General features: G+C 59.0%; 24 protein-coding genes. 4 read left to right on the top strand and 20 right to left on the bottom strand.

Annotated features, from left to right (window positions below; genetic code table 11):
- Together HMPREF3145_RS09960 and HMPREF3145_RS09955 are read left to right on the top strand one after the other, a co-directional pair.
- Entirely contained in the window at positions 1 to 723 is a 723-nt protein-coding gene (locus HMPREF3145_RS09960; protein ID WP_070423083.1) for a CBS domain-containing protein, read from the top strand.
- 53 nt (positions 724 to 776) lie between these two features.
- Positions 777 to 2,171, top strand: a complete 1,395-nt coding sequence (locus HMPREF3145_RS09955; protein WP_070423082.1) for an L-serine ammonia-lyase — start codon at positions 777 to 779, stop codon at positions 2,169 to 2,171.
- Here HMPREF3145_RS09955 and hisS read toward each other — a convergent pair.
- The gene (hisS, locus tag HMPREF3145_RS09950) at positions 2,158 to 3,444 is read right to left on the bottom strand and encodes a histidine--tRNA ligase (RefSeq protein WP_070423081.1); all 1,287 of its coding nucleotides are present in this window, start codon (positions 3,442 to 3,444) and stop codon (positions 2,158 to 2,160) included. The genes HMPREF3145_RS09955 and hisS overlap by 14 nt on opposite strands.
- Positions 3,445 to 3,613: 169 nt before the next feature.
- Here hisS and HMPREF3145_RS09945 point away from each other — a divergent pair, with 169 nt between their 5' ends.
- Both HMPREF3145_RS09945 and HMPREF3145_RS09940 read left to right on the top strand, forming a co-directional pair.
- The gene (locus HMPREF3145_RS09945) at positions 3,614 to 4,564 is read left to right on the top strand and encodes a peptidylprolyl isomerase (protein WP_070423080.1); all 951 of its coding nucleotides are present in this window, start codon (positions 3,614 to 3,616) and stop codon (positions 4,562 to 4,564) included.
- 90 nt (positions 4,565 to 4,654) lie between these two features.
- A complete protein-coding gene (locus HMPREF3145_RS09940; RefSeq protein ID WP_070423079.1) occupies positions 4,655 to 4,918 on the top strand; it encodes a hypothetical protein in 264 nt (87 codons plus the stop codon).
- 60 nt (positions 4,919 to 4,978) lie between these two features.
- On the opposite strand, the gene HMPREF3145_RS09935 is transcribed toward HMPREF3145_RS09940, so the two are convergent.
- From HMPREF3145_RS09935 to HMPREF3145_RS09845, 19 genes are all read right to left on the bottom strand, one after another.
- A complete protein-coding gene (locus HMPREF3145_RS09935) occupies positions 4,979 to 5,947 on the bottom strand; it encodes a serine hydrolase domain-containing protein (RefSeq protein ID WP_070423078.1) in 969 nt (322 codons plus the stop codon).
- A gap of 51 nt (positions 5,948 to 5,998) precedes the next feature.
- Positions 5,999 to 8,275 (bottom strand): RelA/SpoT family protein, encoded by a 2,277-nt coding sequence (locus HMPREF3145_RS09930; protein WP_083279516.1) that lies wholly within the window; start codon positions 8,273 to 8,275, stop codon positions 5,999 to 6,001.
- 50 nt (positions 8,276 to 8,325) lie between these two features.
- Positions 8,326 to 8,904: an adenine phosphoribosyltransferase gene (locus HMPREF3145_RS09925; RefSeq protein WP_070423077.1), complete on the bottom strand. Its 579-nt coding sequence runs from the start codon at positions 8,902 to 8,904 to the stop codon at positions 8,326 to 8,328.
- A 60-nt stretch (positions 8,905 to 8,964) separates the two neighbouring features.
- On the bottom strand, positions 8,965 to 10,560 hold the full coding sequence (locus HMPREF3145_RS09920) for an ABC transporter substrate-binding protein (RefSeq protein WP_246817579.1): 1,596 nt from the start codon (positions 10,558 to 10,560) through the stop codon (positions 8,965 to 8,967).
- Between the two features lie 33 nt (positions 10,561 to 10,593).
- On the bottom strand, positions 10,594 to 11,757 hold the full coding sequence (gene secF / locus HMPREF3145_RS09915) for a protein translocase subunit SecF (RefSeq protein WP_371325716.1): 1,164 nt from the start codon (positions 11,755 to 11,757) through the stop codon (positions 10,594 to 10,596).
- Complete coding sequence (gene secD / locus HMPREF3145_RS09910) at positions 11,757 to 13,700, bottom strand: protein translocase subunit SecD (protein WP_070423074.1); 1,944 nt, start codon at positions 13,698 to 13,700, stop codon at positions 11,757 to 11,759. The genes secF and secD overlap by 1 nt, the downstream gene beginning before the upstream one ends.
- A 155-nt stretch (positions 13,701 to 13,855) precedes the next feature.
- On the bottom strand, positions 13,856 to 14,146 hold the full coding sequence (yajC, locus tag HMPREF3145_RS09905; protein WP_070423073.1) for a preprotein translocase subunit YajC: 291 nt from the start codon (positions 14,144 to 14,146) through the stop codon (positions 13,856 to 13,858).
- Positions 14,147 to 14,179: 33 nt separating this feature from the next.
- Complete coding sequence (gene ruvB, locus HMPREF3145_RS09900; RefSeq protein ID WP_070423072.1) at positions 14,180 to 15,256, bottom strand: Holliday junction branch migration DNA helicase RuvB; 1,077 nt, start codon at positions 15,254 to 15,256, stop codon at positions 14,180 to 14,182.
- A gap of 11 nt (positions 15,257 to 15,267) precedes the next feature.
- Complete coding sequence (gene ruvA, locus HMPREF3145_RS09895) at positions 15,268 to 15,882, bottom strand: Holliday junction branch migration protein RuvA (RefSeq protein WP_070423071.1); 615 nt, start codon at positions 15,880 to 15,882, stop codon at positions 15,268 to 15,270.
- Positions 15,879 to 16,430 carry a crossover junction endodeoxyribonuclease RuvC gene (gene ruvC, locus HMPREF3145_RS09890; protein ID WP_070451330.1) on the bottom strand — a complete coding sequence of 184 codons (552 nt, stop codon included), beginning with the start codon at positions 16,428 to 16,430 and terminating at the stop codon, positions 15,879 to 15,881. Before ruvC ends, ruvA begins: the two co-directional genes overlap by 4 nt.
- Before the next feature lie 93 nt (positions 16,431 to 16,523).
- The gene (locus HMPREF3145_RS09885) at positions 16,524 to 17,276 is read right to left on the bottom strand and encodes a YebC/PmpR family DNA-binding transcriptional regulator (protein WP_070423069.1); all 753 of its coding nucleotides are present in this window, start codon (positions 17,274 to 17,276) and stop codon (positions 16,524 to 16,526) included.
- 70 nt (positions 17,277 to 17,346) lie between these two features.
- Positions 17,347 to 17,814 carry a LemA family protein gene (locus HMPREF3145_RS09880; protein ID WP_070423068.1) on the bottom strand — a complete coding sequence of 156 codons (468 nt, stop codon included), beginning with the start codon at positions 17,812 to 17,814 and terminating at the stop codon, positions 17,347 to 17,349.
- Complete coding sequence (locus tag HMPREF3145_RS09875) at positions 17,811 to 18,890, bottom strand: glycosyltransferase family 4 protein (RefSeq protein ID WP_070423067.1); 1,080 nt, start codon at positions 18,888 to 18,890, stop codon at positions 17,811 to 17,813. Before HMPREF3145_RS09875 ends, HMPREF3145_RS09880 begins: the two co-directional genes overlap by 4 nt.
- A 3-nt stretch (positions 18,891 to 18,893) precedes the next feature.
- Positions 18,894 to 19,832 carry a phosphatidylinositol mannoside acyltransferase gene (locus tag HMPREF3145_RS09870; protein WP_070423066.1) on the bottom strand — a complete coding sequence of 313 codons (939 nt, stop codon included), beginning with the start codon at positions 19,830 to 19,832 and terminating at the stop codon, positions 18,894 to 18,896.
- The gene (pgsA, locus tag HMPREF3145_RS09865; protein WP_070423065.1) at positions 19,833 to 20,468 is read right to left on the bottom strand and encodes a phosphatidylinositol phosphate synthase; all 636 of its coding nucleotides are present in this window, start codon (positions 20,466 to 20,468) and stop codon (positions 19,833 to 19,835) included.
- Complete coding sequence (locus HMPREF3145_RS09860; RefSeq protein ID WP_083279515.1) at positions 20,461 to 21,117, bottom strand: ATP adenylyltransferase; 657 nt, start codon at positions 21,115 to 21,117, stop codon at positions 20,461 to 20,463. Before HMPREF3145_RS09860 ends, pgsA begins: the two co-directional genes overlap by 8 nt.
- On the bottom strand, positions 21,029 to 23,086 hold the full coding sequence (thrS, locus tag HMPREF3145_RS09855) for a threonine--tRNA ligase (protein WP_070423064.1): 2,058 nt from the start codon (positions 23,084 to 23,086) through the stop codon (positions 21,029 to 21,031). Before thrS ends, HMPREF3145_RS09860 begins: the two co-directional genes overlap by 89 nt.
- A 110-nt stretch (positions 23,087 to 23,196) precedes the next feature.
- Positions 23,197 to 24,432: a Dyp-type peroxidase gene (locus HMPREF3145_RS09850; protein WP_070423063.1), complete on the bottom strand. Its 1,236-nt coding sequence runs from the start codon at positions 24,430 to 24,432 to the stop codon at positions 23,197 to 23,199.
- Positions 24,433 to 24,446: 14 nt separating this feature from the next.
- Positions 24,447 to 25,103 (bottom strand): copper chaperone PCu(A)C, encoded by a 657-nt coding sequence (locus HMPREF3145_RS09845; RefSeq protein ID WP_070423062.1) that lies wholly within the window; start codon positions 25,101 to 25,103, stop codon positions 24,447 to 24,449.

Raw genomic sequence — 25,103 nt, 5'->3', positions numbered from 1 at the left:
ATGACCAAGTCCGCACCAAACCGCGCTATCCCGTTCCTTGCCGCCTTCAATTCGATCGAGTCGCATTTGCGCAGCGAATTGGATGCCAAACGATCCGATTCGTTTACGTGGATGGTGGGCCTCGCCGCAAAGAAAGGGATTCTTGCTCGCGACCAGGCCGAGACCTTGCGTGAGTTTGCGGATCTGCGCAACGCGATTAGCCATGGGGAGTACGACAATCTCCGCCCGATTGCAGAGCCGCTCCCCGAGACGGTTCAAACAATCGAGCATTTGCGCGACGCGATACTCTCCCCGCCGTTGGCCCTTGAGGTGGTCCCGCATCAGAAGGTGGTGACGTTTACGCCGGAGACGGACATTCATGAGCCATTGAAGACAATCGCGACACAGGGACTAACGCAATTCCCGATCTACGACGAAGGCAAGTGCGTCGGGCTGCTCACCACGAATGCAATCGCGCGCTGGGTGGCGGCGGAACTGACAGATGATGACCGCATTCCCGCTACCACCGTTCGCGATGTGCTCACCCACAGTGGCAAACTCGACCACCCGGTGTTTCTTCCACGGACCGTAACCGCCGCACGTGCTGTTGATGCGTTGAGTACTCCATTGGAAACCGGCGCGGTGCCTCGCCTGGCCATCATTACCGAGCACGGCAAGGCAAACCAGCGGCCGATCTCGGTTTTGGGGGCAACCGACATCCCTGCACTATCTCAAGCGCAGTAGCGCATCCCGCTTATCGACGAGCCACAACCGGTTTCTGCGGTAGGATTCGCCGCATGTCAGCAAACTTTGTCAGTGTTGTCGACCTGTTCAGTATCGGCATCGGTCCATCCTCATCTCACACCGTTGGCCCGATGCGGGCTGCAATGACGTTTGTGGAGAAACTCGGGAAGGTACCGGCGAAGGTTGTCGTAGAGTTGCGTGGTTCCCTCGCCGCCACGGGAGTCGGCCACGGCACCGACCGTGCTGCGTTGCTCGGGCTGGTTGGGTACACCCCCACCACCACTTCTGCAGACATTGCTCCAAAACCTGGCGAGCCGATCCCTTCCACAGGCGTGATCGAAGGCCCGACAGGGCGCGTGGAGTACGAGCTTCGCTTCGACCCGGCACCGGTGGCCGAGCACCCGAACTGTCTCATCTTCGATGCGTGGGACACAGACGGCACCATGATCACCGAACGCGAGGACTATTACTCTGTCGGCGGCGGCTTCATTCTGGATCGCTGGGAGATGGAAGCGCACCGACAAGAATCCGGTGTTGCATCCGCTCGTGAAATTGCGACGGTCCCCTACCCGTTTAACAATGGCGCAGAACTCATGGAGCAGTGCCGAACACATGGGATGACAATCGCAGAGATCATGCGTGCGAACGAGGAGTCGATCCACGGGGCGCAGCGACTCAACTCCCATTTGGATGCGGTGTGGGACGTCATGCAGGAATGCGTTGCGCATGGCCTGAAGACAGAGGGAATCCTTCCCGGCGGCTTGAACGTAAGGCGTCGCGCGAACCGTCTTCACCGTCTACTGACTGCAGAGTACGAAGCATCCACTGCCCGTGGGCTTGACGCTATGGAATGGGTGAACCTGTACGCGCTTGCCGTGAACGAAGAAAACGCTGCTCACGGCCAGGTGGTTACCGCGCCAACGAACGGCGCAGCCGGCATTATCCCTGCAGTTATGCATTACTGCCGCGACTTCACCGACGACTTCACTGCTGAGCGCGCCCGCGAATTTCTGCTTACGGCTGGTGCGATCGGGTCGATCATCAAGACCAACGCCTCGATTTCAGGCGCAGAAGTCGGCTGTCAGGGCGAGGTCGGTTCGGCTTCTTCGATGGCCGCTGCTGGCATGTGCGCAATCCTGGGCGGCACCCCTGAGCAGGTTGAAAACGCAGCTGAGATCGCGCTCGAGCACAACCTTGGCCTGACCTGCGATCCTGTGGGCGGTCTGGTCCAGGTTCCGTGCATCGAGCGCAACGCAATTGGTGGCGTAAAGGCCATCAACGCGGCACGGTTGGCGAAGCTTGGAGATGGCACCAACATCGTCACCCTCGACGACGTGGTGGAGACCATGGCAGCCACCGGCCGCGACATGATGACTCAGTACAAGGAAACGTCCATGGGTGGCCTCGCAGTCCAGCTCGGCCTGCCCGTGAACATTACTGAGTGCTGATTGCCTGCGCGACCGCTTCAGCGGAAAGCGCAACGGCCTCCTGTGAGTGCTCGGCGAGGTTCTTGACTGCAACCTCGCCTGCCTCCAGCTCACGCTCGCCGAGCACCAGCGCGAAGCGTGCGCCCGCGCGGTCAGCACCCTTCATTGAGCCCTTGAGCCCGCGGTGGCCGTATGCCATGTCGGCGCTGATACCGGCCGCGCGGAGTTCGTCGACAAGCTTGCTCATCTTCACTCGTGCTTCGTCGCCAATCGCGATACCGAACACATCGACACGGTGGGCTGCTGCTTCAAGCTCGACGCGTTCAGCTTCGAGGGCGAGTACCGCGCGATCAACGCCGAGACCGTAGCCGATGCCGGAGAGGTCCGGGCCGCCAATCTGGGCCATCAGGCCGTCGTATCGTCCCCCGCCACCGATGCCGGACTGTGCGCCGAGGCCATCGTGGACGAACTCGAAGGTGGTCTTGGTGTAGTAGTCCAAACCACGAACCATGCGTGGGTTAATGACGTACGGCACGCCGAAGTCATCCAGCGCTGCGGTGACGGCCTCGAAGTGGGCACGGCATTCGTCGCAAAGGTGATCCAGCATCAACGGCGCATCGGCGGTCATCTCTCGGACCGCCTCACGCTTGTCGTCGAGCACTCGAAGTGGGTTGATCTCAGCACGGTGGCGAGTTTCCTCGTCGAGTGGGAGATCAAACAGGAACTTCTGCAGCTTCTCGCGGTAGGCCGGGCGGCAATTCTTGTCGCCGAGGCTGGTGATCTCCAGACGGAAACCGCTCAGGCCGATCGCACGGTAGCTGCGGTCTGCCAAGGCGATCACCTCGGCGTCGAGCAGCGGATCGTCGACACCAATGGCTTCCACGCCCACCTGCTGCAGCTGACGGTAGCGTCCGGCCTGCGGGCGCTCATAGCGGAAGAACGGTCCGTAGTAGTTGAGCTTCACGGGCAGGTAACCGCGGTCCATGTTGTGCTCGATGAAGGAGCGCATGACGCCGGCGGTGCCCTCGGGACGCAGCGTTACCGAACGGCCACCGCGGTCCTCGAAGGTGTACATCTCCTTGCTCACTACGTCAGTAGATTCACCGACGCCGCGGGCAAACAAGGTGGTGTCTTCGAACACCGGCAGCTCAATGTGTTGGTAGCCAGCGATCCGTGCCTGGCGCGCGAACTCGTCGCGGACATGGATGAACGCACTCGAGGCGGGCGGCACATAATCGGGCACGCCTTTCGGTGCGGAAAGTTTTTGGAACTGCTCGGCTTGATTCTCACTCACGAGGCCTTAGTCTAACCAACCTCTCCCCTGTGCGGGCGCACTTGTCGCTGTGGTCTTTCCACCGCTGTTGCGATTAGCCCTGCTAGGCTTTTGCACCGTTCAATGCGCGCGTGCTTTTCGACGACATCACGCACGCGCTTTCCCCGATACTCGAAGAGGTGCATCGCCAGTGGCTAGCAACGAACAGCGTGGCAAAGAGGCCCTGTCCAATCTGGAACGGGAACTCGATTCCCGCGACCGCAAGGAAAAGTCCCGCCCGTGGTCGGTCGCAGCGCTTTCCGCCGTTGCCATCGCGCTGATTGGTGGCGGCATCTACGTCGCAGCCAACCAGGGCGACGAGGACAATCTAGCAACTGACGATACCTCCGCCGCTTCGGAGACTGACAACGCGGAACAGGAAGAATTCGACGCTTCCACCTTCGCGCCGATTGCTACGAAGCGCGAGAAGGCCTTGCCGGCTACCGTCTCGTGCACCTATGAAAACGAGGACGGCGCCGAGCTGCGCGCTGGCACCCCGCCGACCGAGAACGTGTCCACCGAAGGCACCGTCACCGTCGAGCTCGAGACCAACCAGGGTCCGATCGGCATGACGCTCGATCGCGCAGCTTCCCCGTGCACGGTCAACGCCATCGAGTACCTGACCTCCGAGGGATACTTCAACGACACGGTCTGCCACCGTCTGACCACTGCCGACGGGCTGAAGGTGCTGCAGTGTGGCGACCCGGATGGCACCGGTGCGGGTGGCCCTGGCTTCCAGTTCGCCAACGAGCTTCCCACTGACGAGGCACTCGACGGCATCGACACCGAAGGTCTCGACCTACCAGCCGATATGGATGAGGCTACCAAGAACCAAACCCTGCAGATGATGCTGCAAAACGAGCCTAAGCGCTATGACCGTGGCACGATCGCCATGGCTAACGCCGGCGCGGACACCAACGGCTCCCAGTTCTTCCTAAACTACGGCGACTCGGTCCTGCCGCCGCTGTACACCTACTTCGGCACGATTGACGACGAGGGCCTTGCCACCCTGGACAAGATCGCCGAAAAGGGAGTTGAAGGCGGCGGGACTGACGGCGCACCGGCCGAGGAAGTGCGTATCACCGCAGCAAGCGTGAAGTAGCACCACATACATATCGCTATTGCACGCAACCCTCGCAGGCGATAGCATCCTGCAGAGATTCCGTTTCAAACCTTTTCAGTGAGGACCCTCATGAAGACTCGCACCAGCCTTGTTGCAGCCGCTACCGTCACCGCAGTCGCTTTCACCGGTGCAGGTGTGGCTCAGGCTGCGCCGACCGTCGTCGGCGATAACACCACCAACACCACTAACGACAATGGATCTTCGTCCAACGAAGAGGGCTCGTCCATGCGCGACATGAGCCCGTCCGAGATCCAGGATTGGCTCGCAGTTGTCACCGCGATCATCGGCATCCTGAGCCAGGTGGCTACGGTTGCCATGAAGTTCATGCGATAAAACGCGTCACTGCGAAAAGCGTCTCCGGTTTCTCGCCGGAGACGCTTTTCTGTTCCGTGGTCATTTCTCTCGCGCTGGGTCATGCAGGCCTATGAGTTCAAACGCAATCCATTCAATGTCTGCATACGAATCCGTCGTGACAAACGATGCACGCTGAGTGCTTAAGTCCAGCAGCAGCATCGAGGAGAATCCCCGCGTTGCACCGTTATGCCAGTACAGTTCGGTGCCTTTAATGTTCGCCCACGTAAATCGCGTACTGCGACGCTCAAGGATATGCATGGCGTACTTCGCCATGTCCGAGGTGGTCGAACGCAGGCCGCCGGATGGAGCTGTGCCGTCCATCTCCCAAGCTTGCACAGGTAGACCGAGTGCGGAGACTCCCCTGGGTCTATCCGGTCCGACTGTTCCAGGCAAAGCGACGTAAGTCTCCGTCATCCCCAACGGGTCGAGCACCCACTCTTTGATCAACGTCGGGTAGGTCGTGGTGGAAACCCTGGCCAGTAGAAACCCGAGCAAGTCGTGGCCAAGATTAGAGTATTCCTCCACGCCACGCTCTCGCAGTGTCGCTGACAGTGCCTGCTCGATGACATCCTCGGATGTGACTCCTACGTCAGGGTTCAGGCCGAGAAGTGCTCGTGCAATGTTTCGCGGTCGTTGCTTGCCGGTTCGTGGCAAGCCCGAGGTGTGGTTCGCCAATTCAGCCAGCGTCACATCTGCTAATGCGTTACCTCGCACACGCTGCCCAAGCACATCTCCGACCGTTGTATCGGTGTCAACCAACCCCTTGGTAATGGCTTGCTCGAGCAGCTCGGCATTGAACGTCTTGGTTATCGAGGCAATCTCGAACTCGGTGTGCTCATCCGCCCCGAGCCCAGCAAAGTTGGCTTTCCCGTCTTCAACAACGCAAGACGCAACATTGCGAAGAGGATAACTATCCGCACTCGCCCGTGTTGCCAATGAGGAAAGCAGTCGCGCAAGAGACGCATCCCCTGTCAGCTCTTGTGCAAGGGTGACCCGTTTGAACCGCATCGCAACCTCCCCTATCAACGCAACGTTGAACAGGTCTCGAACGAGCTTAGGTTACGCAGTCACTCTGTAGACGTCGAACACACCTTCAATGTTGCGAATCTGGTTCATGATCGAGCCGAGTTGTTTGATGTCTGACACCTCAATGGTCAGTCGGATCGTCGCCACTCGGTCCTCCCCTGCTTGAGACGACATCGCGAGGATTGGGAGTTTCGCCTCGGAGAGCACCCCGGTGGTCTCGGTAAGCAGACCATTGCGGTCGAGTGCTTCCAGCTGAATCGTCGCGCGTGACGCACTCTTGGTGCCACCGGGGGCGGACCATGACACTTCGACGAGACGCTCTGGCTCGTCGTTAAGTTTGGTCGCGTTCGTGCAGTCAGTCCGGTGCACGGAAACTCCCCCACCACGGGTGACAAACCCGAAGATGGCATCGCCGGGGACGGGTTGGCAGCATTTCGCCAACTTCGCCATCACATCCGGGCTGCCCTCAACCAGGATCGCAGGGCCGTCGCCGGTTGTTTGCGGGCGAACAAGTGCAGAAACAGGGGTACGCGCTGTGAGGGCGTCTACGGCGTCATCGTCGCCGCCGAACATGTCCATGAGCAAGTGCGCGACGTGCGCTGCAGACACTGTTCCCGCGCCGATAGCCGTATACAGCGCATCAACGTCCTGGTAGTGCAAACGCGTTGCTACCTGGCGCATCGACTCGTTGGTAAACAGCCTGTGCAACGGCAGCCCGCCACGCTGCACCTCAGCAGCCAGGGCATCGCGACCCGCGTCGAGCTGCTCCTCGCGACGTTCCTTGGCAAACCACTGTCGAATCTTCGCCTTCGCGCGCGGGGAGACAACAAAGTCCTGCCAATCGCGCGTTGGCCCAGCGTTTTGATCCTTTGAAGTGAAAATCTCTACCCTGTCGCCGGACTTCAGCTCGGTTTCTAGGGTGACCAACTTGCCGTTAACCTTCGCACCAATGCAGCGGTGGCCAACTTCAGTGTGCACGGCGTAGGCGAAATCGACCGGAGTAGAGCCTGCCGGCAAATCCACTACATCGCCCTTCGGAGTGAACGCGAAAATCTGCTGGCTTGTCAGGTCGTAACGCAACGAGTCCAAAAACTCATTCGGGTCCGCGGCTTCCTTCTGCCAGTCAAGCAACTGACGCATCCACGCCATCTGGTCGACCTCGGCCTGATCGCCCTTGTGGGAGCCCTTCGTCTCTTTGTAACGCCAGTGGGCAGCCACACCGTATTCGGCGTTGTAGTGCATCTCGTGTGTACGCACCTGCACTTCAAGGGGGCGACCGGTCGTCGTCATCACCGTCGTATGCAGCGACTGGTAGACACCGAAACGCGGGTTGGAAATGTAGTCCTTGAACCTGCCCGGCATCGGCGAATACAGCGAGTGGACCACACCAACAGCGGCGTAGCAGTCATACACCGTATCCACGAGAACACGGATACCGACCAGATCAAAGATCTCCGCGAAGTCGTGACCGCGCACAGCCATCTTCTGATAGATCGACCAGTAGTGCTTCGGACGGCCCATGACCTCAGCCTGGATGCCATTCGTGCTCAACTCGCGCTGCAGATCGGTAGTGATCTCGCGCAGGGCACGGTCGCGTGACGGAGCGTGATCCGCCACAAGACGTACGATTTCCTCGTACTTCTTCGGCTGCAAAATAGCGAACGCGAGATCTTCTAGCTCCCACTTCACCGTTGCCATACCCAAGCGGTGCGCCAACGGTGCAATGACGTCGAGCGTCTCCTGCGCCTTCTTCGCCTGCTTCTCCGGCGGCAAGAAACGCATTGTGCGCATGTTGTGCAAGCGGTCCGCGACCTTAATCACCAGTACGCGAGGATCCTCGGACATAGCAACGATCATTTTGCGGATCGTTTCCGCTTCTGCGGCGGCGCCGAGCGCGACCTTGTCCAGTTTGGTCACGCCATTGACAAGTTTGGCCACTTCCGGGCCAAAATCGCGGGTGAGCTCATCAAGTGAGTAGTCGGTGTCCTCTACCGTGTCATGGAGCAGAGCCGCCACCAGCGTGGTGGTATCCATACCAATCTCGGCACAAATCGTTGCGACGGCGAGCGGGTGGGTGATGTAGGGATCACCTGACTTGCGGAATACACCCTCGTGCAACCGTTCTGCCGTTTCGTATGCAAATCCGAGCTGCTCTACGTCAGCCTTCGGGTGATACTTGTGGTGAATCGACAACAGCGGATCGAGCACCGGGTTCGTTCGCGGACGCCCACCTCCCGTAAGAGAGCGGGCCAACCTGGCGGAGACACTGCGCACGGTCGGGCCCGACCGCTTGACTGGTTTATCTGTCATGTCAGGACTCCTCCACTGTCAGCAGGTACTAAGTCTGTGATACTACCCGGCTAGTTTTCTTCTTTCCCCAAAACCACAAGCGGAGCGCCGTCGAGTCGCTCGCGCCCTCCAAGTCCCGGGACTTCCAAGACGACGACGTAGCCGGCAACTCGCCCGCCGGCGCGCTCAATCAAGTCGCGCGCCGCGATCAACGTCCCGCCGGTAGCCAGGACGTCGTCGACAAGCACAATGCTCTTGCCAGAGATATCCACCCCATTAGCGGGGATCTCCAGCGCAGCGGAGCTGTACTCCGTGGTGTACTCCTGGGTAATCACCGGTGGCGGCAACTTGCCCTTCTTGCGAATCGCAAGGATGCCGGTGCCCATCTCGTACGCCACAGCGGAGCCGAGCAAAAACCCTCGGGCATCAAGACCGCCGACGAGATCGGCGCCGAGCTCCTTGCTCGCCTCGGCCATCTCTGCAATGACCACGTTGAGCGCGGCTGGGTCGGCAAGCACCGGAGTCAGGTCCTCGAACAGCACTCCCGGCTCCGGAAAATCCGGAACGCGGCGAATCTTGTCCTGCAGTGCCTCAAGAGCGGAAGCGTAAGGCTGACCGCCATGCGGGCTGATCGACGGGGTGGGCGACATGATTTCGGATCGTCTCCTGGTCAGGTTTATCGGGTTTTTAGGGTCGGGAATTAAGTTTGGTCAGTTGGACCATCTGTCCATGTTCCAGCCAATGCCGGAAAGTCCTGTATACGGCACCACGTTGCGCACTGCATTATCGACGACAAAGGTTCGGGGTTGTGCGGCCAGCGGAATCGATGGCAGCGTCTTCCACAGATGCCCCTCCTGGGCACGCAACGCCCCCAGATCCTGAGCGCGATTGTTGGCCGCTGGGTACTCGCTCATCGGGTCAACGACTCGCAAGATAGCGTCGGCTTCGCCGTCATGCACGGATTCGTTGCGCCACTCGTCGTACTCCACGTGAGGCAGGTCAGCGAGCGTCTTCCCCTCGCCTGTGACGTCGATGATCGTAATTCCTGCTGGCTCGCAGGTGCGGCGCATCGATTCCACCATCGCGGCCCAACGGTCGTCCGGATACACGTAACCGATACGCAACGTGGAACCCCGAAGTGCGGAAGCTTCCTGGATATTCACGTCCAAAAGCGGAGCAGCGATATCTGCCATACGCTGAGCCAACGGGTCGGTGTGCTGAATGACATGCAACGGTGCAACTGGCACTTCAACCCCGGCCTTCTCACTTGAAGCGGCGGCAACAGCGCGAGGATCGATGCAACGTGCAAGTGCCTTCCGGTTCTCCGGATCCGCCCAAAAACCAACCTCCGGCAGGGTCAACATCTCGGTGAGCTCACCGATGGCCGTTTTCACATCCAATCGATTGCCTTCTGCGTCCTCGTCGTACCACTGTGGTTGCAACTGCCGCAGGTCGCCGATCTTCATCGCCTTGGATGCTGCTAGCTCCGCAGAATCTACGGAACCAGGCCACACCACCATTGCTGCTGTCTGCGGAGCGTCCCCGTAGTAATGCTCATTAGCGACGAGCCGAACCTGGCCCTTCTCTCCTACCTCCGCAACCTTGAACGGGCCAAACGAGACTTGGAGTTCAGGATCGAACTCTTTGAGGTCAAACCCGTGGCGCCACACCTGCGCGATTGGTTTGAGTCGCTCCAGATCATCCGAGAGTAGATCAGCGACGAGGTCCTCGACAGATCGATTGGTCTTTGCAGCAACAGCATGTGCGGGAAGGACCGTGCCTGGTTCAAAAAGACCACGCCAGCGTGCACCACGGCCTTCCTTGAAGGTCACAGTGAACTCTTTGGATCCGGGTGTGCACGACAGCGAGTCCGTGTCGCCGAACAAAGGCATATTCGAACCGAACGTCGCCGGGTATTGTCCGGCAGCAAACGTCAAAAGATAGTCAGCGCAGGTGACGGGAGTGCCGTCCGAAAACACTGCCGCTTCCGACAAGGTGTAAATCACCTTGCGCTGATCCCCCGGCAGCACCTGGGTTTTTACAAGGTCAGTGTTGGGGATCAACTGTCCGCTTGGACCAGGAACATACACCCCGGGGTACAGGCGACCGGACAACGATTGCGCTAAGTCTGTCGATCCTTCGAGGGATCCAGCGTTTGTGGTGCGCAGGTTGCTTGTTACCTGGTAACCGAAAAGTTTCGTGGACTCATCATCGTCGTTGTCTGAAGATGCGCACCCGGAAAGCACCAGCGCCGTTGCGGCCAACACAGCCGCAACCTTGCTGCCAATCGCCATTTTCGGTCTCATGAGTCCACGCACCACTAGGTTTCAGCCGCTTTCTTACGCGTTCGGACGCCAGGTGCTTGTCGAAGATGCACCCGTGTCTTCCACAGGTCGAATCGGAGTAGCCACGTGGCGCTTCTTCTCTTCGACCGGTTCCTCTTCAACTTCTTCGACCTGGCCACGGCTACGGAATGCCTCAACCGCAGCATTGTGGTCCTTGTGCTCCTGACGGCGGTTTACCAGGCTGACCAACATCGGAGTGGCCAAGAACAACGAGGAGATCACGCCTTGAATGACGCCAATGAGCTGGATGAGCGCAAGGTCCTTCAAAGTACCCACACCCAGCATCCATACCGCGACAATCATCAGTGCGATGATCGGCAGCGCAGAAATAACCGAGGTGGAAATCGAACGCATTACGGTCTGGTTGACCGCGAGGTTGGCCTCTTCCGCGTAGGTGGATCGTCGAGAATCAAGCACTCCCGACGTGTTCTCCTTGACCTTGTCAAACACAATCACCGTGTCGTAAAGCGAGAACGTCAACACAGTCAGGAAACCGATGATCATCGCTGGGGTGATCTCAAGGGCGAACAATGCGTAGATACCCATGATGAGGATGGCATCAACCAACAGCGCCCCCATGGCAGCCAGCGCCATCGCGCGCTGCAAACGCACCGCGACATACACGGAAGCTGCCAAAAGGAACACGACCATAGCCAGGAGCATGCGGTTCGTAATCGTGGAACCCCACGACTCCGACACGGTGGAGTCACCGATAGCGTCAGCGCTCGGCTCACCGTTGTGATCCTGTGGGTGGTAGGTATCGAAAATAGCCTGACGCGCGGCATCGATCTGCTCCTGCGAAAGATGGGCAGAGTTGATCTCCAGCGTGCGGGCGTCGCCAGCGCCAACGATCTGGGTGAGCTCAGGTGTCACACCGGTGGCCTCGACGAAGGTTTCCTCGACCTCGGTCGCGACCAAATCGCCGGCAGGCATCGTCAGCTTGGTGCCGCCCTCAAAGTCGATACCCATGTTGAAGCCACGAATGAACATCGCCAGGATCGCGACCACAATGAGTCCGAGGGTGATGCTGTACCAGGTCTTGCGGTGCCCAACGAAGTCGAGGCCGCCGGAGCCGTCATACAGCGATTCACGGTCGCGACGTGCAAAGCCGCGCTTCGTCGTGGGGGTTTCGGTCGTAGCTACAGTGCTCGACATGATTAGGCCTCCTCATTCGCGGCGGATGCTTCCACGGAAGCTTGTTGCTTGACGACGACGCCGTCGCCCTCCTCAAGATCACCTGCAGCGCGGCGTTCTTCTGCGGTGCGGAATGCGGCACCCATACCGTTGACAGACGGCTTCGACCAGAAATTGCTGCGAGATGCGAGCACCAGAAGCGGCGCAGTGACCAGGAAGGTGACCAACAGGTCGAAGATGGTTGTCAGACCCATGGTGAAGGCGAAGCCCTTGACATCGCCAACTGCCAGGAAGTAGATGATGACCGCACCAATCAGAGTCACCATGTTGCCTGTGATGACCGTCTCCTTGGCCCGTTCCCAACCGGACGCGGTCGCCGAACGGAATGTCTTGCCGTGGCGTACCTGGTCCTTGATGCGCTCATAAATCACGATGAACGAGTCTGCAGTCGTACCGATACCGATGACCAGACCAGCGATGCCCGACAGGTCGAGCGAGTATCCAATCCAGCGACCGAGCAACACGAGCATGCCGTAGACAAGCAAACCTGCTGCTGCCAAGGTGACCAACGAGATGAAGCCGAAGAGGCGGTAGTAGGCGAAAACGAAGATCGCCACCATGGCAAGACCCACCAGCCCCGCATACAGGCCAGCCTTCAAGGAGGCCTGACCGAGTGAAGGGGGAACCGTCATCGCAGTTCCGCCTGGCTCACCGTTTTCACCGGCGAACGACAGCGGCAGCGCGCCGTATCGCAGGTTGTTCGCGAGACCCTCAGCTTCCTCCTGAGTGAACTGACCCGTGATCGAGGTTGCGGAGCCGACTGGGGTTGCGCCCTGGATAACTGGCGCGGAGATCACCTGGGAGTCAAGTGTGATTGCAATCTGCTTCTGCAGCATCTCACTGGTGAGTTTCGCCCAGGTAGCGGAACCGTTGACATCACCAGCCTGGCTGAAGGCGAAGCTGATCTCCATCTGTCCCGACTGCGGGTTGTATCCGCCGGTAATCGCGCGGCTGGTATCAATCTGCTCGCCGGTCAGGCGCGGGCCTTCCAGATCTGTTACACCGCTGAGCAGCGGGACCTCGTCAAGCAGCATCGCCTGACCGGTCGACGGGTCACAAGCAACTAGCGGAAGATCTTGCTTATCCGAGCCAGCGAGCGCGTCGGTTGCCTGGCCGAAGCAGCGTGCGGACATCAACGTCAACGCAGCGTACTGCTGAGTCGGGTCAGTCGACTGGCGGGTCTTCCGCAGCATTTCGGTTGTTTCCTGGCGGCGCTCAGCGGCCTCAACCGGACCGTTCGGTTCCGGCAGTGGTTCAGCGGAAATCTGTGGGACGTTCTTCGGCTCTGCTGGCGCTTCTTCCTCGCTTGGCGCGACGTCCTTGCCAACCTCTGGGTTGTTTGCATCGCCTGACTCAGCAGCTTTGGCCTGCTCCTCGGCTTGTTTCTCAGCCTGCTCCTTGCGAGCCGCGAACTGTTTCAGCAGTGACTGGCCCTCTTCGGGCGTGAAGATGCCGTACTTTACCCACTCGTTCGCCATATCCAAGATGGCTTTATCTGCTTCAGCTGGGTTTGCAGCCGGAGGGTCAAGCACAGGTCGGAAGAACAGCTGGGAGGTCTGTCCGATGTTACGGATCTCCGAGGTATCGTCACCAGCTGCTTCGATCACGATGGTGTTGCCATCGACGACGACCGATGCGCCCGAGACGCCCATGCCGTTGACACGGTTCTCCAGAATCCGACGAGCATCCTGGAGCTGTTCTGACGTAGGCTCTTCACCCTGCGGCACCAGTGTCACACGAGTACCGCCCTGCAAGTCAATACCTAGCTTCGGGGTAGCACTCTTCGTGCCGGTAAAAAATACAAGGGCGTAGACGCCGATGACGATGAGAGCGAATAGGGCAAGCGCCTTCGCGGGCCACTGCCGCTTCGACTTCGCCTCGCCGGATCGCCGAGTGCGTGTAGACACTGAGCAGACTCCTCTTTGTTCAGGCTCGGGTTTTCCGCCTTACACCGGCGCACACGCCGATCCAGCAGCATCTTTCAAGGTGCGGTGGACACAAACAATCGCGCGAGCCGGTGATGGCACAACGCAAATATGCTACGCCATCAGGCCAGAAAAACTTAGTTGGGTACCTCATTTGTGTCGACAGGTGCCACAGGCTCAATCTTGCGCATCACACCAGCCGTATCCATCGTCACGGCTACACCCGGGGCAAGCTCCACAAGCATGGTCTCGCCATTGTGCTCCACGACCGTGGCGTGGAAGCCTGCAACGTTGACAATCTGATCGCCAGACTGAATCGACTGACGCAGTTGATCAATCTGAGCCTGACGCTTCTTCTGGCCACGCATCATGAGGATGGAAGGCAGCAAGAACAAGGCCAGAATGACAATGAGCAAAATTGGTTCCATGAGAAACCATCATTGCACAACACAATCGTGGGCTTAGTAGAGCGGCATCTGCCCAGGCGCTTCGGGAGGTGCCTGCAAACCCAAGTGCTCCCACGCGGCGGCAGTAGCAACCCTGCCCCGGCCTGTTCGCGACATCAGTCCCGCGCGCACCAGATAAGGCTCACAGACCTCTTCGATGGTGCCGGATTCCTCGCCAACCGCGATCGCAAGGGTCCCTACACCTACCGGGCCACCGCCATGTCCCCTGATCAGGGCGCCAAGCACAGCACGGTCGAGGCGATCTAGCCCTAGCTCGTCGACATCGAACACTTCGAGCGCACTTCGTGCGGCATCCAGGTTTACCCTGCCGTCGCCATGGACCTCAGCCCAGTCGCGCACTCGACGCAGGAGTCGGTTCGCAATTCGCGGGGTTCCACGTGAACGCGAGGCGATCTCAACCGCAGCGTCAGTATCAATCTGCACCCCAAGGATGTTCGCTGCACGGCTGACAACCTTGGTGAGGTCGTCGACATCGTAAAACTCCATTTGAGCTGTAAACCCAAAGCGGTCACGCAACGGGCCGGTGAGCATACCTGCCCTCGTGGTTGCCCCGACAAGGGTAAACGGAGGAATCTCTAGCGGAATCGATGTCGCGCCCGGGCCCTTGCCAACAATGACGTCGATACGGAAATCCTCCATGGCCATATAGAGCATTTCCTCAGCCGGCCGTGCGATGCGGTGAATCTCATCGATGAAGAGCACATCGCCCTCCATCAAGTTAGACAACATCGCCGCCAAGTCGCCTGCCCGTTCAAGAGCAGGCCCGGAGGTCATGCGCAACGACGTGCCTAATTCCTGTGCGACGATCATTGCCATGGTGGTCTTGCCCAGTCCAGGCGGACCAGACAGCAAGATATGATCCGGCGTCACACCACGATTTCGGGCGCCCGTAAGCACAAGACTGAGTTGTTCTCGTACCTTGGGTTGGCCGATGAATTCCTGAATGGACTTCGGACGCAACGAACGCTCAATATCGTGTTCGTCGGCCTGCACGTTGGCGTCGACAGGCGACGGTGCTTTCGCTGAAAAACCTTCAGGGAGCTGGAACTCGGTCTTTTCCACATCAGACATTGCGCATTAGCCTACTTCTTGCCCAAATGCGTCAGCGCTTGACGCAACAACGCAGAAGCGTCGAGATCCGGCTGGTCTGTTGTCAGCTGATCTACGACCGACTGTGCCGTACGCTCTGGGAATCCGAGTCCGACCAGCGCTTCCACAACCTGTTCCGAGGCGTAAGTGGTGGCTGGCTTTGCTGCTGTATCAGCCCCCACACCGTTTGGTGACTGCGCCGGCAACATCGCTTCAACTTTGTCCTTGAGCTCGAGGATCATGCGCTCGGCCATTTTCTTGCCCACGCCGGGGATCGTTTGAACCTTCTTCGCGTCACCGTTTGCAATATGCGTCGAAAGCTCGCCAGGCTCAAAAACAGACAACGCGGCAATAGCCAGTTTCGGCCCCAAGCCAGTCACGGTCTGCAACTTATGGAACATCTCGCGCGATTCATTGTCGCCAAAGCCATACAAGGTGACGCCGTCGTCTTTGACCACCATCGAGGTCATCACTCGACGCGTTTCACCACGCACAAGACCGCCAAGCGTTTGCGGTGTAGCAAGAAACCTATACCCCACCCCCGAACACTCAATGACCGCATGGTCGAGACCAATAGTGAGCACCTCACCGTTGAGAGAATCAATCATTGCACTGCCGCCTTCGTATTGGGGTGTTGAAGTTGTTGGAGATGTTGCGTTCGAGCGATAAGTGGCGCACGCCAGCAGTGACAGACTGCAATGGCCAGCGCATCAGCAGCATCTGCTGGTTTCGGCGCCTCACTCAAACCAAGAATGCGCGTGACCATAGTGGTCATTTGCTTCTTGTCCGCACGTCCATTGCCAGATATTGCTTTCTTTACCTCTGAAGGGGTGTACATGTGCACCGGGATGTCACGTTCCGCAGCGGCTAAGACCATGACACCGACAGCGTGCGCTGTGTGCATCACCGTGGAGACGTTGCCACGTTCAAAGATACGTTCCATAGCAACAACATCGGGCTGGTAATCATCCATCCACTCGCCCACCGCCCGAGAGATTCTGAGCAGGCGCTCCGCAAGCTCCGCGGTTGAGGGAGTTCGCACGACGCCAACTGCTACGGGAATGATCTGGCGGCCACGACCTGCCTGCACAACAGACAAGCCACAACGCGTCAGACCGGGATCAATTCCCATCACCCGTAGTCCTTCGAGGTTCACGCAATCACTCCTTCGCTCATGACACATATGTTCTACCACAACGTGCGAAAAAGGCGCGCCCCCGAAGAGGGCGCGCCGGTTCACGACGAAGTGTTATGCGTCGAGCTGCGCTGCAACCTCGTCAGAGATCGTCATATTGGTGTAGACATTCTGGACGTCGTCGGAATCTTCCAACGCGTCGATCAGGCGCATCATCTTCTGTGCGCCTTCGAGATCAAGATCGACCTGAACGTCAGCACGGAATTCCTGGCCAGCGTCTTCAATCTCGATGCTTTCACCGATCAGGGCCTCACGCACTGCAGGCAGGTCAGTCGGCTTGCAGGTAATTTCGAACTCTTCACCGAGGTCGTTGACTTCCTCAGCGCCGGCGTCGAGCACTGCCATCAGCACGTCATCTTCGGAGAGATCACCCTTCTTGATCGTGACCACACCGGTGCGCTCAAACATGTAACCGACAGAACCGGACTCGCCCAGGTTGCCACCATTCTTGGTCATGGCGGTACGTACCTCGGTTGCGGCACGGTTGCGGTTGTCGGTCAAGCACTCAATCAACACAGCAACACCGTTGTTGCCGTAGCCCTCGTACATGACAGTTTCCCAGTCGGATCCGCCGGCTTCCTCGCCGGAGCCACGCTTGCGAGCGCGCTCGATGTTGTCGTTGGGGACCGAGGCCTTCTTCGCCTTGCGGATCATGTCATCGAGGGTCGGGTTAGCAGCGGGGTCACCGCCGCCTGTGCGGGCGGCGACCTCGATATCCTTGATCATCTTCGCCCAGAGCTTGGAACGCTTTGCATCGTTCGCCGCTTTTTTGTGCTTGGTCGTTGCCCACTTTGAGTGGCCTGCCATCGAGCACCCCTTCATTCCTCTGTTGACGGTTAACAGAGCGCAAGTATACGCCAGCTGCACAAATACGCTGTTACTGGCCGTCGGTGGCAAACTGCGGCACTACCGCCGTACCGCCAAGACGGAAAAACCGCACCAGAGGTCGCAACTGCAGCGCCAACGTATCCGCAACCGCATCGTTATAGAATCGCCGGGCGAGTTCTACTCGGGTATGTGCATCACGGAGTTCAGCCGGTACGTCGCCACTGCTTTGCGACGACTCCCTGACCGCCTGCATCAGATCCCCCTCAGCGCCAAGACGCAGCCGAAGATCCTTCGAGCTGAACCGAAGCGCCTCCGTTTCGTGAGCCTGCTGCGCGAGCTCGGGAAACAGCGCCGCAACTACAGCGCAGCGGCAATCAAGAGCAGCCTGCAGCGCATCACGGGACCTATCCAAACGAATATGCAATCGGTGAAGTCGCTGCGCAGTGTGAAACGCCCAGACAGCCACGATGACAACGAAGATCAGCGCGACGACGAGAAGCACGATACCAAATGTCATCGCTCAATCCTCACCTTCTCGTTGTAGGAAACAGCCTCATACACAGCGCAAACACGGTTCGCCACCACTGACCAATCGAATTCCGTGGCGCGACGTACGCCTCGGTTAATCAAGTCGTTGCGGTAAGTGGCGTCGTCGATAAGCAGCTGCAACTGCTGCGCCAAAGCATCGGGATCCCCCGGCGGAAAGAAGGCCGCAGCGTCAGAGCCAACGGCGGCAAAAGCAGGGATATCGCTGGCTACCACGGCACACCCCGCCGCCATTGCTTCGACCAGAATGATGCCAAACGACTCGCCACCGAGGTTCGGGGCAACAAAAATGTCGGCGCGGCCGAGAATCTCGACCTTTTCATCCTCCGTAACCTTCCCAGCGAAACGCACCCCGTCCATTTCGCGTGCAGCACCTCCGCCCATCACCGTCACCTGAGGAAGGCGCGGAAGACGCTCCAGTGCAGTCAAGAACACATCGAGGCCTTTACGTGGCTCGTCGAGTCGCCCAAGGAACACAACCTCCACGTCTGAAGAGTCATTGCGCACACCACGAGCCCGCGCGAAGCGTCGCGTGTCAACTCCGTTCGGAATGATCACAGGGTCAGTGCCAATCTGCTCTGCCTGCCACTGCCATGCCAACTCGCTCACTGCGATTCCGGCACGAATCTTCTCCAAGTTCGCTCGCAACGCAGGCAGTGCTACTTTCAGCGCGTAGGAGCTCTCCGCAGAGGTGTGATAGGTAGCCACGATCGGACCCGCGGCTATTCGGTTCGCAACCATGGCGTAGCCCGGCGAATTTGGCTCGTGGATATGCAGCACGTCGAAATCGCCGAGTTCGATGAATCGCTTGGTCGTCCTCACTACTCGCGGGCCAAACGACAAGCGCGCAACAGAACCGTTGTAAGGAATCGGAACCGCTGGCCCGCCCCGAGTTACCCACTCAGGCAACGGCGTATCGGCAGATGCAGGGCCAAGGACTTCACTGTGATGTCCCATTTCCCGCAACCGCTCCGCCAAGTCAAGGACATGCGCTTGAACCCCACCAGGTTCATCAAAAGAATAGGAGCAGACTAGCCCAACCCGCATCGGCTAGGTCTCCCTTGAGATGTCTGAACGGTTGTCGAGCGCCCAGCGCCTCCCGCGAACCGGGACATCGACAGGCCACAACGGCTGCAGCATGTGCCAATCCTGCGGGTGGTGGGCAATCGCGACAGCGAACTCGTCTGCAATTGCCTGCACCGTTCGCTCAAGCGTGGTTACTTTCAGCGCAGGTGCAACGCTCATCCCCCAGCGAGGATCCGTCTGCGAACCTGCAAACCACGTATGCACTGTGTGAAGGCTCGCGCCTGTCTCCAATGCCAACTTTGCTGGCCCTACAGGAAAAGTCGTATCCTCGCCGAAAAATGTCACTGGCACACCTCGACGTCCGAGGTCACGCTCTCCCATCAAACACACGATGCCCCCGCCTTGGAGGACCTCTTTGAGCCTTGCATAGGGAGGAGTTTTCTCCCCGGTGAGGGCAAGCACTTCGAAACCCAGGCTTTCGCGATACTCCACGAACGCATCAAACAGCTTCTCAGGCCTGAGCCGCTCAGCAACCGTTGTAAACGTTCCGTAATGCTTTGCAAGCCACATTCCCGCCATATCCCAATTCCCGGAATGCGGCAGAGTCAGTACGACCCCGTTGCCAGCATCGATCGACTCCTGCAAATACTCCCTACCAACCAGACCTGCAGTGAGTCGCTCATCCAAGTTTGGATCATCCGCAATGCGAGGCAGTTGGAAAGCTTCGAGCCAATACCTTGCGTAGGAACGCACGCTGTCACGCACCAGCTCCTTGGTGACGTTTTCTGCACCGACGACGCGTGTGAGATTGCGGCGCAGCATGTCCATTCCGGCGCCGTCGTTTGATACCCAATCCGCACCAGCAGCAGCTAACGGACGCGTTATGCGTTCCGGCAGCGCCCCGACGATCTTCCACCCGGCGATGTAACCCGCCGAAGACACACGCTTTCCAATGCCGCTCATCTACGCCCCTGCTGGTGGCGCCATCTTCGCGTTCGCCTGATCGTCTCGCGCGGCGAAGACCAGCCGCTGCGCCACGGTAAACAGCGACCCTGCTAACAGAAGCCAAATTGACACCACGACAGCGTTGGGCACCCCAAACCCCTCGAGCGCTAGCCCGCCCAAAGCAAGGATCAAACGCTCTGGCCGTTCAATGAGGCCGCCGACGACGCTGATGCCGCCGGCTTCAGCGCGAGCCTTGATGTAGCTGATCGCCTGCGAGAGGACCAACACAGCTAGGCAGGCTGCAACATGGGCCGCAGACAAGTCCGCAACGTAGACCATCCACATAGCGATCGACCCAAACAGGGCGCCGTCCGTGAGACGGTCACAACTGGCGTCTAGTGTTGCGCCGAAGGCCGTCCCACCACCACGTAATCGCGCCATGGTGCCGTCCACCATGTCACACGCTGCAAAAATCGTGCTCAACACCGCTGCCCACACGAGATGATCCGTCGGGATGAGAACCATCATCGCCAGCATCGTGGCAATCGTGCCGGCAAGAGTGATCATGTTCGGCGTGACGCCGGCTTTCAACAAGCCCTTCGCCACCGGTTCCACGACAACAGCTGCCGGTTTACGCCCATGCACACTAAGCATCGTGGCTTCTCCCCTCGCCCTGTTCGACCTCGCGCCACCCCTGCGCCAGCAGCTCGCGAGTCTCTCGCAGGAGCTGCGGCAGAACCTTGGTTCCGGAAAGCACAGTCATAAAATTCGAGTCGCCTGACCAGCGCGGAACCACATGCAGATGCAGGTGATCTCCAACCGACCCTCCGGACGCTTTGCCCAGGTTCAAACCGACGTTAATCGCCTCTGGGCTCGACACATGCTTCAGCGTCTTTACCGCATGCTTGGCAAATGCCATCAGTTCGGTTGTTTCTTCGTCGTCAAGCGCTTCAAGCTCCGCGACCTTGCGATACGGCACAACCATGAGATGTCCCGCGTTGTACGGATACAGGTTCAACACCGCGTACACACGCGTGCCACGGGCAATAATCAATCCGTCTTCGTCGCTGAGTTTCGGTATCTCTAGAAACGGGTCATTGCTTTTCGACGATCTCGGCGCCGACGCAATGTAACTCGACCGGTAGGGCGCCCACAGACGTACAAGACGGTCAGGAGCCCCTACACCGGTATCGATGTAGGGGTCCTCGCCATGATTACTGCCGCTGGGCTGCAACGTTTGCCTCACTCGGCTGATCGTTACGTTTCGCCGCGATCCAGTCCGCGATGATCTCCACTGCCTCATCGACATTCACGCCGTTGATCTGCGTGCCATCAAGGAAGCGGAAGCTCACAGCGTTGGCATCAACGTCACGCTCACCCGCAAGCAGCATGAACGGGATCTTGTTCGTGGTGTGCGTACGGATCTTCTTCTGCATGCGGTCGTCCGAGTGGTCAACCTCTGCACGAATACCGCGCTCGCGCAGCTTTGCGACGACCCCATCAAGGTGGTCGGCAAACGCATCAGCAACCGGAATACCCACAACCTGGTGTGGCGCCAGCCATGCCGGGAACGCACCCGCGTAGTGCTCGAGCAGCACGCCGAAGAAACGCTCGATCGAGCCGAAGAGTGCACGGTGGATCATCACCGGACGCTTCTTCGAACCGTCAGAGGCGGTGTAGGTCAGGTCAAAGCGCTCAGGAAGGTTGAAGTCCAACTGGACGGTCGACATCTGCCAGGTGCGACCGATGGCGTCGCGTGCCTGCACCGAAATCTTCGGGCCATAGAAAGCGGCGCCGGCAGGGTCCGGAACCAGCTCAAGGCCAGACTTCTTCGCCACCGACTCGAGAATGCTCGTGGAACGCTCCCAGATGTCGTCGTCGCCAATGTATTTCTTCGGGTCCTTCGTGGACAGTTCGAGGTAGAAGTCATCCAGACCGTAGTCCTGCAGCAGCGAGATGATGAACTCCAGAACGCTGGTGAGCTCTTCTTCCAGCTGCTCCTCAGTGCAGTAGATGTGAGCATCATCCTGGGTAAAGCCACGAGCACGAGTCAGACCGTGCACCACACCAGACTTTTCGTAGCGGTACACCGTGCCGAACTCGAACAAACGCAGCGGAAGTTCGCGGTAGGAACGACCACGAGAGTCGAAGATCAGGTTGTGCATCGGGCAGTTCATCGGCTTGGCGTAGTAGTCCACCGGCTGCTTAGTCACGTTGCCGTCGGCGTCAACCTCACCGTCGAGCTTCATCGGCGGGAACATGCCGTCCGCGTACCAATCCAGGTGACCAGACTTCTTGAAAAGGTCACCCTTGGTCACGTGCGGGGTGTTGACGAAGGAGTAGCCGGCTGCCACGTGACGCTCACGCGAGTGCTGCTCCATGGTCATACGCACGATGCCACCGTCCGGGTGGAATACCGGAAGACCAGAACCGACCTCGTCTGGGAAGGAGAACAAATCCAGCTCATTGCCAAGACGGCGGTGATCGCGCTTCTCAGCCTCCTCGAGCATGGTCATGTACTCGTCGAGCTTTTCCTTCGACTCCCACGCCGTGCCGTAGACACGCTGCAGACCAGCGTTGTCCTGGTCGCCTCGCCAGTAGGCAGCGGACGAACGGGTCAGTGCGAATGCCGGGATGTACTTCGTCGTTGGCACGTGCGGGCCACGGCACAGGTCATGCCACTCCACCTCGCCCGTACGGGGATTGACGTTGTCGTAGTGGGTCAGCTCGCCTGCACCGATTTCAGTAGCTTCGTCAGAATCTGGGTCGACGTTGCCCTTGTCGTTGATCAGTTCGAGCTTGTACGGCTCATCCTTGAGATCCTCGGCTGCTTCCTCCACGGATACGTAGACACCGCGGACAAACTTCTGGCCTTGCTTGATGATCTTCTTCATACGCCGTTCAAGCGTCTTCAGATCTTCAGGCGTAAACGGCTCGGCGACATCAAAGTCGTAGTAAAAGCCATCTTCAATCGCAGGGCCAATGCCCAGCTTGGTTCCCGGAAACTCCGTCTGAACAGCCTGTGCAAGTACGTGCGCACAGGAGTGGCGGATAACAGAGCGACCAAGCTCAGTGTTTGCCGGGACAGGAGTGAACGTGGCGGTTTGCTCCGGCACGTGGGAAAGATCTTTGAGTTCGCCCTCTGCATCCAAGACGCAAACGACGGCGTCGTCGCCCTTGTTTGGCAAGTTCAACTCCCGCATCGCTGCACCCACGGCGGTGCCTGCGGGGACCTCGAACGTTGCAAACTCGACTACTGCTTCGTTTGACATAGGTGTCGTGCGCTCCTTTGCGCGTCATTGGGCTGCGTCATACCTGGACGCAACCCCATCGTGCTGTTCACTGTCCCGACGGCGCAGACGCACGCCGGTCGATAGGGATTCTACCCCCGAGTGCCGGAAAGTACGGCTTCGCCCCAGTACGTATCACCGGAGTTACCACTACCCGGCTCCACAGTGCCCGGTGGCACCCAGTACACCGCGGAACCAATGTGAGTCGTCCATTCGTTAAGGCGATCCATCTCCAGCAGGCGGCGAAGCACCGGAGTGAACTGGGTATCCGGGTCCTTCTGGAAAGTCAGAAAGACCAAGCCTGCATTTGAGAGACCTTTCGAGTTCGGATCCGGCGGAAGGTTGTAGTTGTACGGTCTGCGTAAGAAACGCTGCTCCGGATGGTCCTTCGGCGGCATTGCTCGCGCCATGTGCGAGTTCCTGTCAATGACGGGCAGACCGTATTCATCAATTGCATCGAGATCTGGTTTGTCGAATTCGCTGTCGCCAGTGAGCGGGGCACCGTCGCTCAACCTGCGGCCGACAGACTCCTCGCGTGAAGCCCGGTCGAGCCGCTCCCAATCGTCGAGATCCATCGCGATCCGGCGCACTACCAGTGAGGAAGAGCCATCCTCGTGAAACACCTGCTCCGCGAATTCATCGTCCGAATGTGGGTTGACGGTTCCATCGACTTGACCGAAGAGGTTGCGCGGGGTTTGGCGTTTCGGAATATTGCCGTAGGCGTTCATGAACCCTTGCTGCACCCACGCAGTTTTTACGTAGTCCATCCCTGCGCGGGTCATGTGGCGCATTACCCATGCACACACCATCGGGTCATCCGAGCAGATCTGGAGAACGATATCGGTTTGTCCCCACTCTGGAACGAGTTTCTCCCGTGGCATCGACTCAATGTCGTGCAGCCACGCCGGCTTACTTTCGGGGGCGGCAACGTCAAAGATTCGCTCGCCTAGCCCGCATGTGATCGTCAGGTTTGCCGGCTTGTCTACCATTTCTGGCTCAAGGCTTGACAAAGGGTTGCGGCCGGAGACGAGCTCTCGCGCATCTTCCGTCCACAACCGCATAAGACGGCGGATTCCATCGGCCTCCACGCCGTCTTTGAGGTTGAACCCAACGAGGTTGAGATTCGCTTGTGTAGTCGTTTGGATGCCTGCCTGATGAGCGCCATCGAATGCGATAGTTGATTCGGTAAGTGCCCGTGATGCAGTTTCGCGATCATCCTCACCGCTACACGCAACGAGCGCCATGCTTGATGACGCAACCCCCGCCACCCCAGCCGCACCGGCCAGAAACACCCGGCGGGAAACTCCGCCACGCTGTGGCTCAACCATTGAATTCGCTCCTCCTAGTGCTTGTGCTCAGCGGTTTCGCTGTGCTCGGCGTGTTCGCCATGCGCTGCATCGTCGCCGTGCTTGTGCTGGCTGTGGTCCATGACCTGGCCATCCTCGCCGTAGTCCTCATCGCCCGGCAGCATGGTACGGACGGCTACTTCCGGAATATCAATGGTGGTGCCACCCTCAGTCAGCAGCGTGACATCAACGGTGTCTCCAGCAGGAATCTCGTCCGGGTGGCCCATCACCATGAAGTGGTCACCGCCCGGCTTCAGCTCGTAAGTGCCACCGGCCGGAATGACGATGCCCCCCTCCTTCTCCTGCATGACGCCATCCACAACCTCGTGAATTTCGTACATGGCTTCACCCAGCGAGGTAGTGAAGCCAATCACGTGGATGTCTTCATCCGTGCCATTTTTCAAGGTGCCAAAGATCGCCGTCATATCACTGCCATTTTCTGCGTCCTTGGCAGCCTTTGCACGCACAGTGCCATCGACGAGTTCAACGTCCGAGGTGGCGGCAGCATCCGTGGCAGTCTCACTTGCCGACGTTGCAGCGGACGAGGTAGCTGTGTCGGTTGCCGCCTCATTAGAGTCGCTAGAGCAGGCGGTCAGCGCCGGGGTCAAAGCGAAAGCAGCGACAACTGCCGTGGCCATCAAACGATTCTTCAT

Source organism: Corynebacterium sp. HMSC05C01, from assembly GCF_001807155.1.
GTDB lineage: Bacteria > Actinomycetota > Actinomycetes > Mycobacteriales > Mycobacteriaceae > Corynebacterium > Corynebacterium coyleae.
This window is presented reverse-complemented; position numbering and strand designations above follow the sequence as displayed.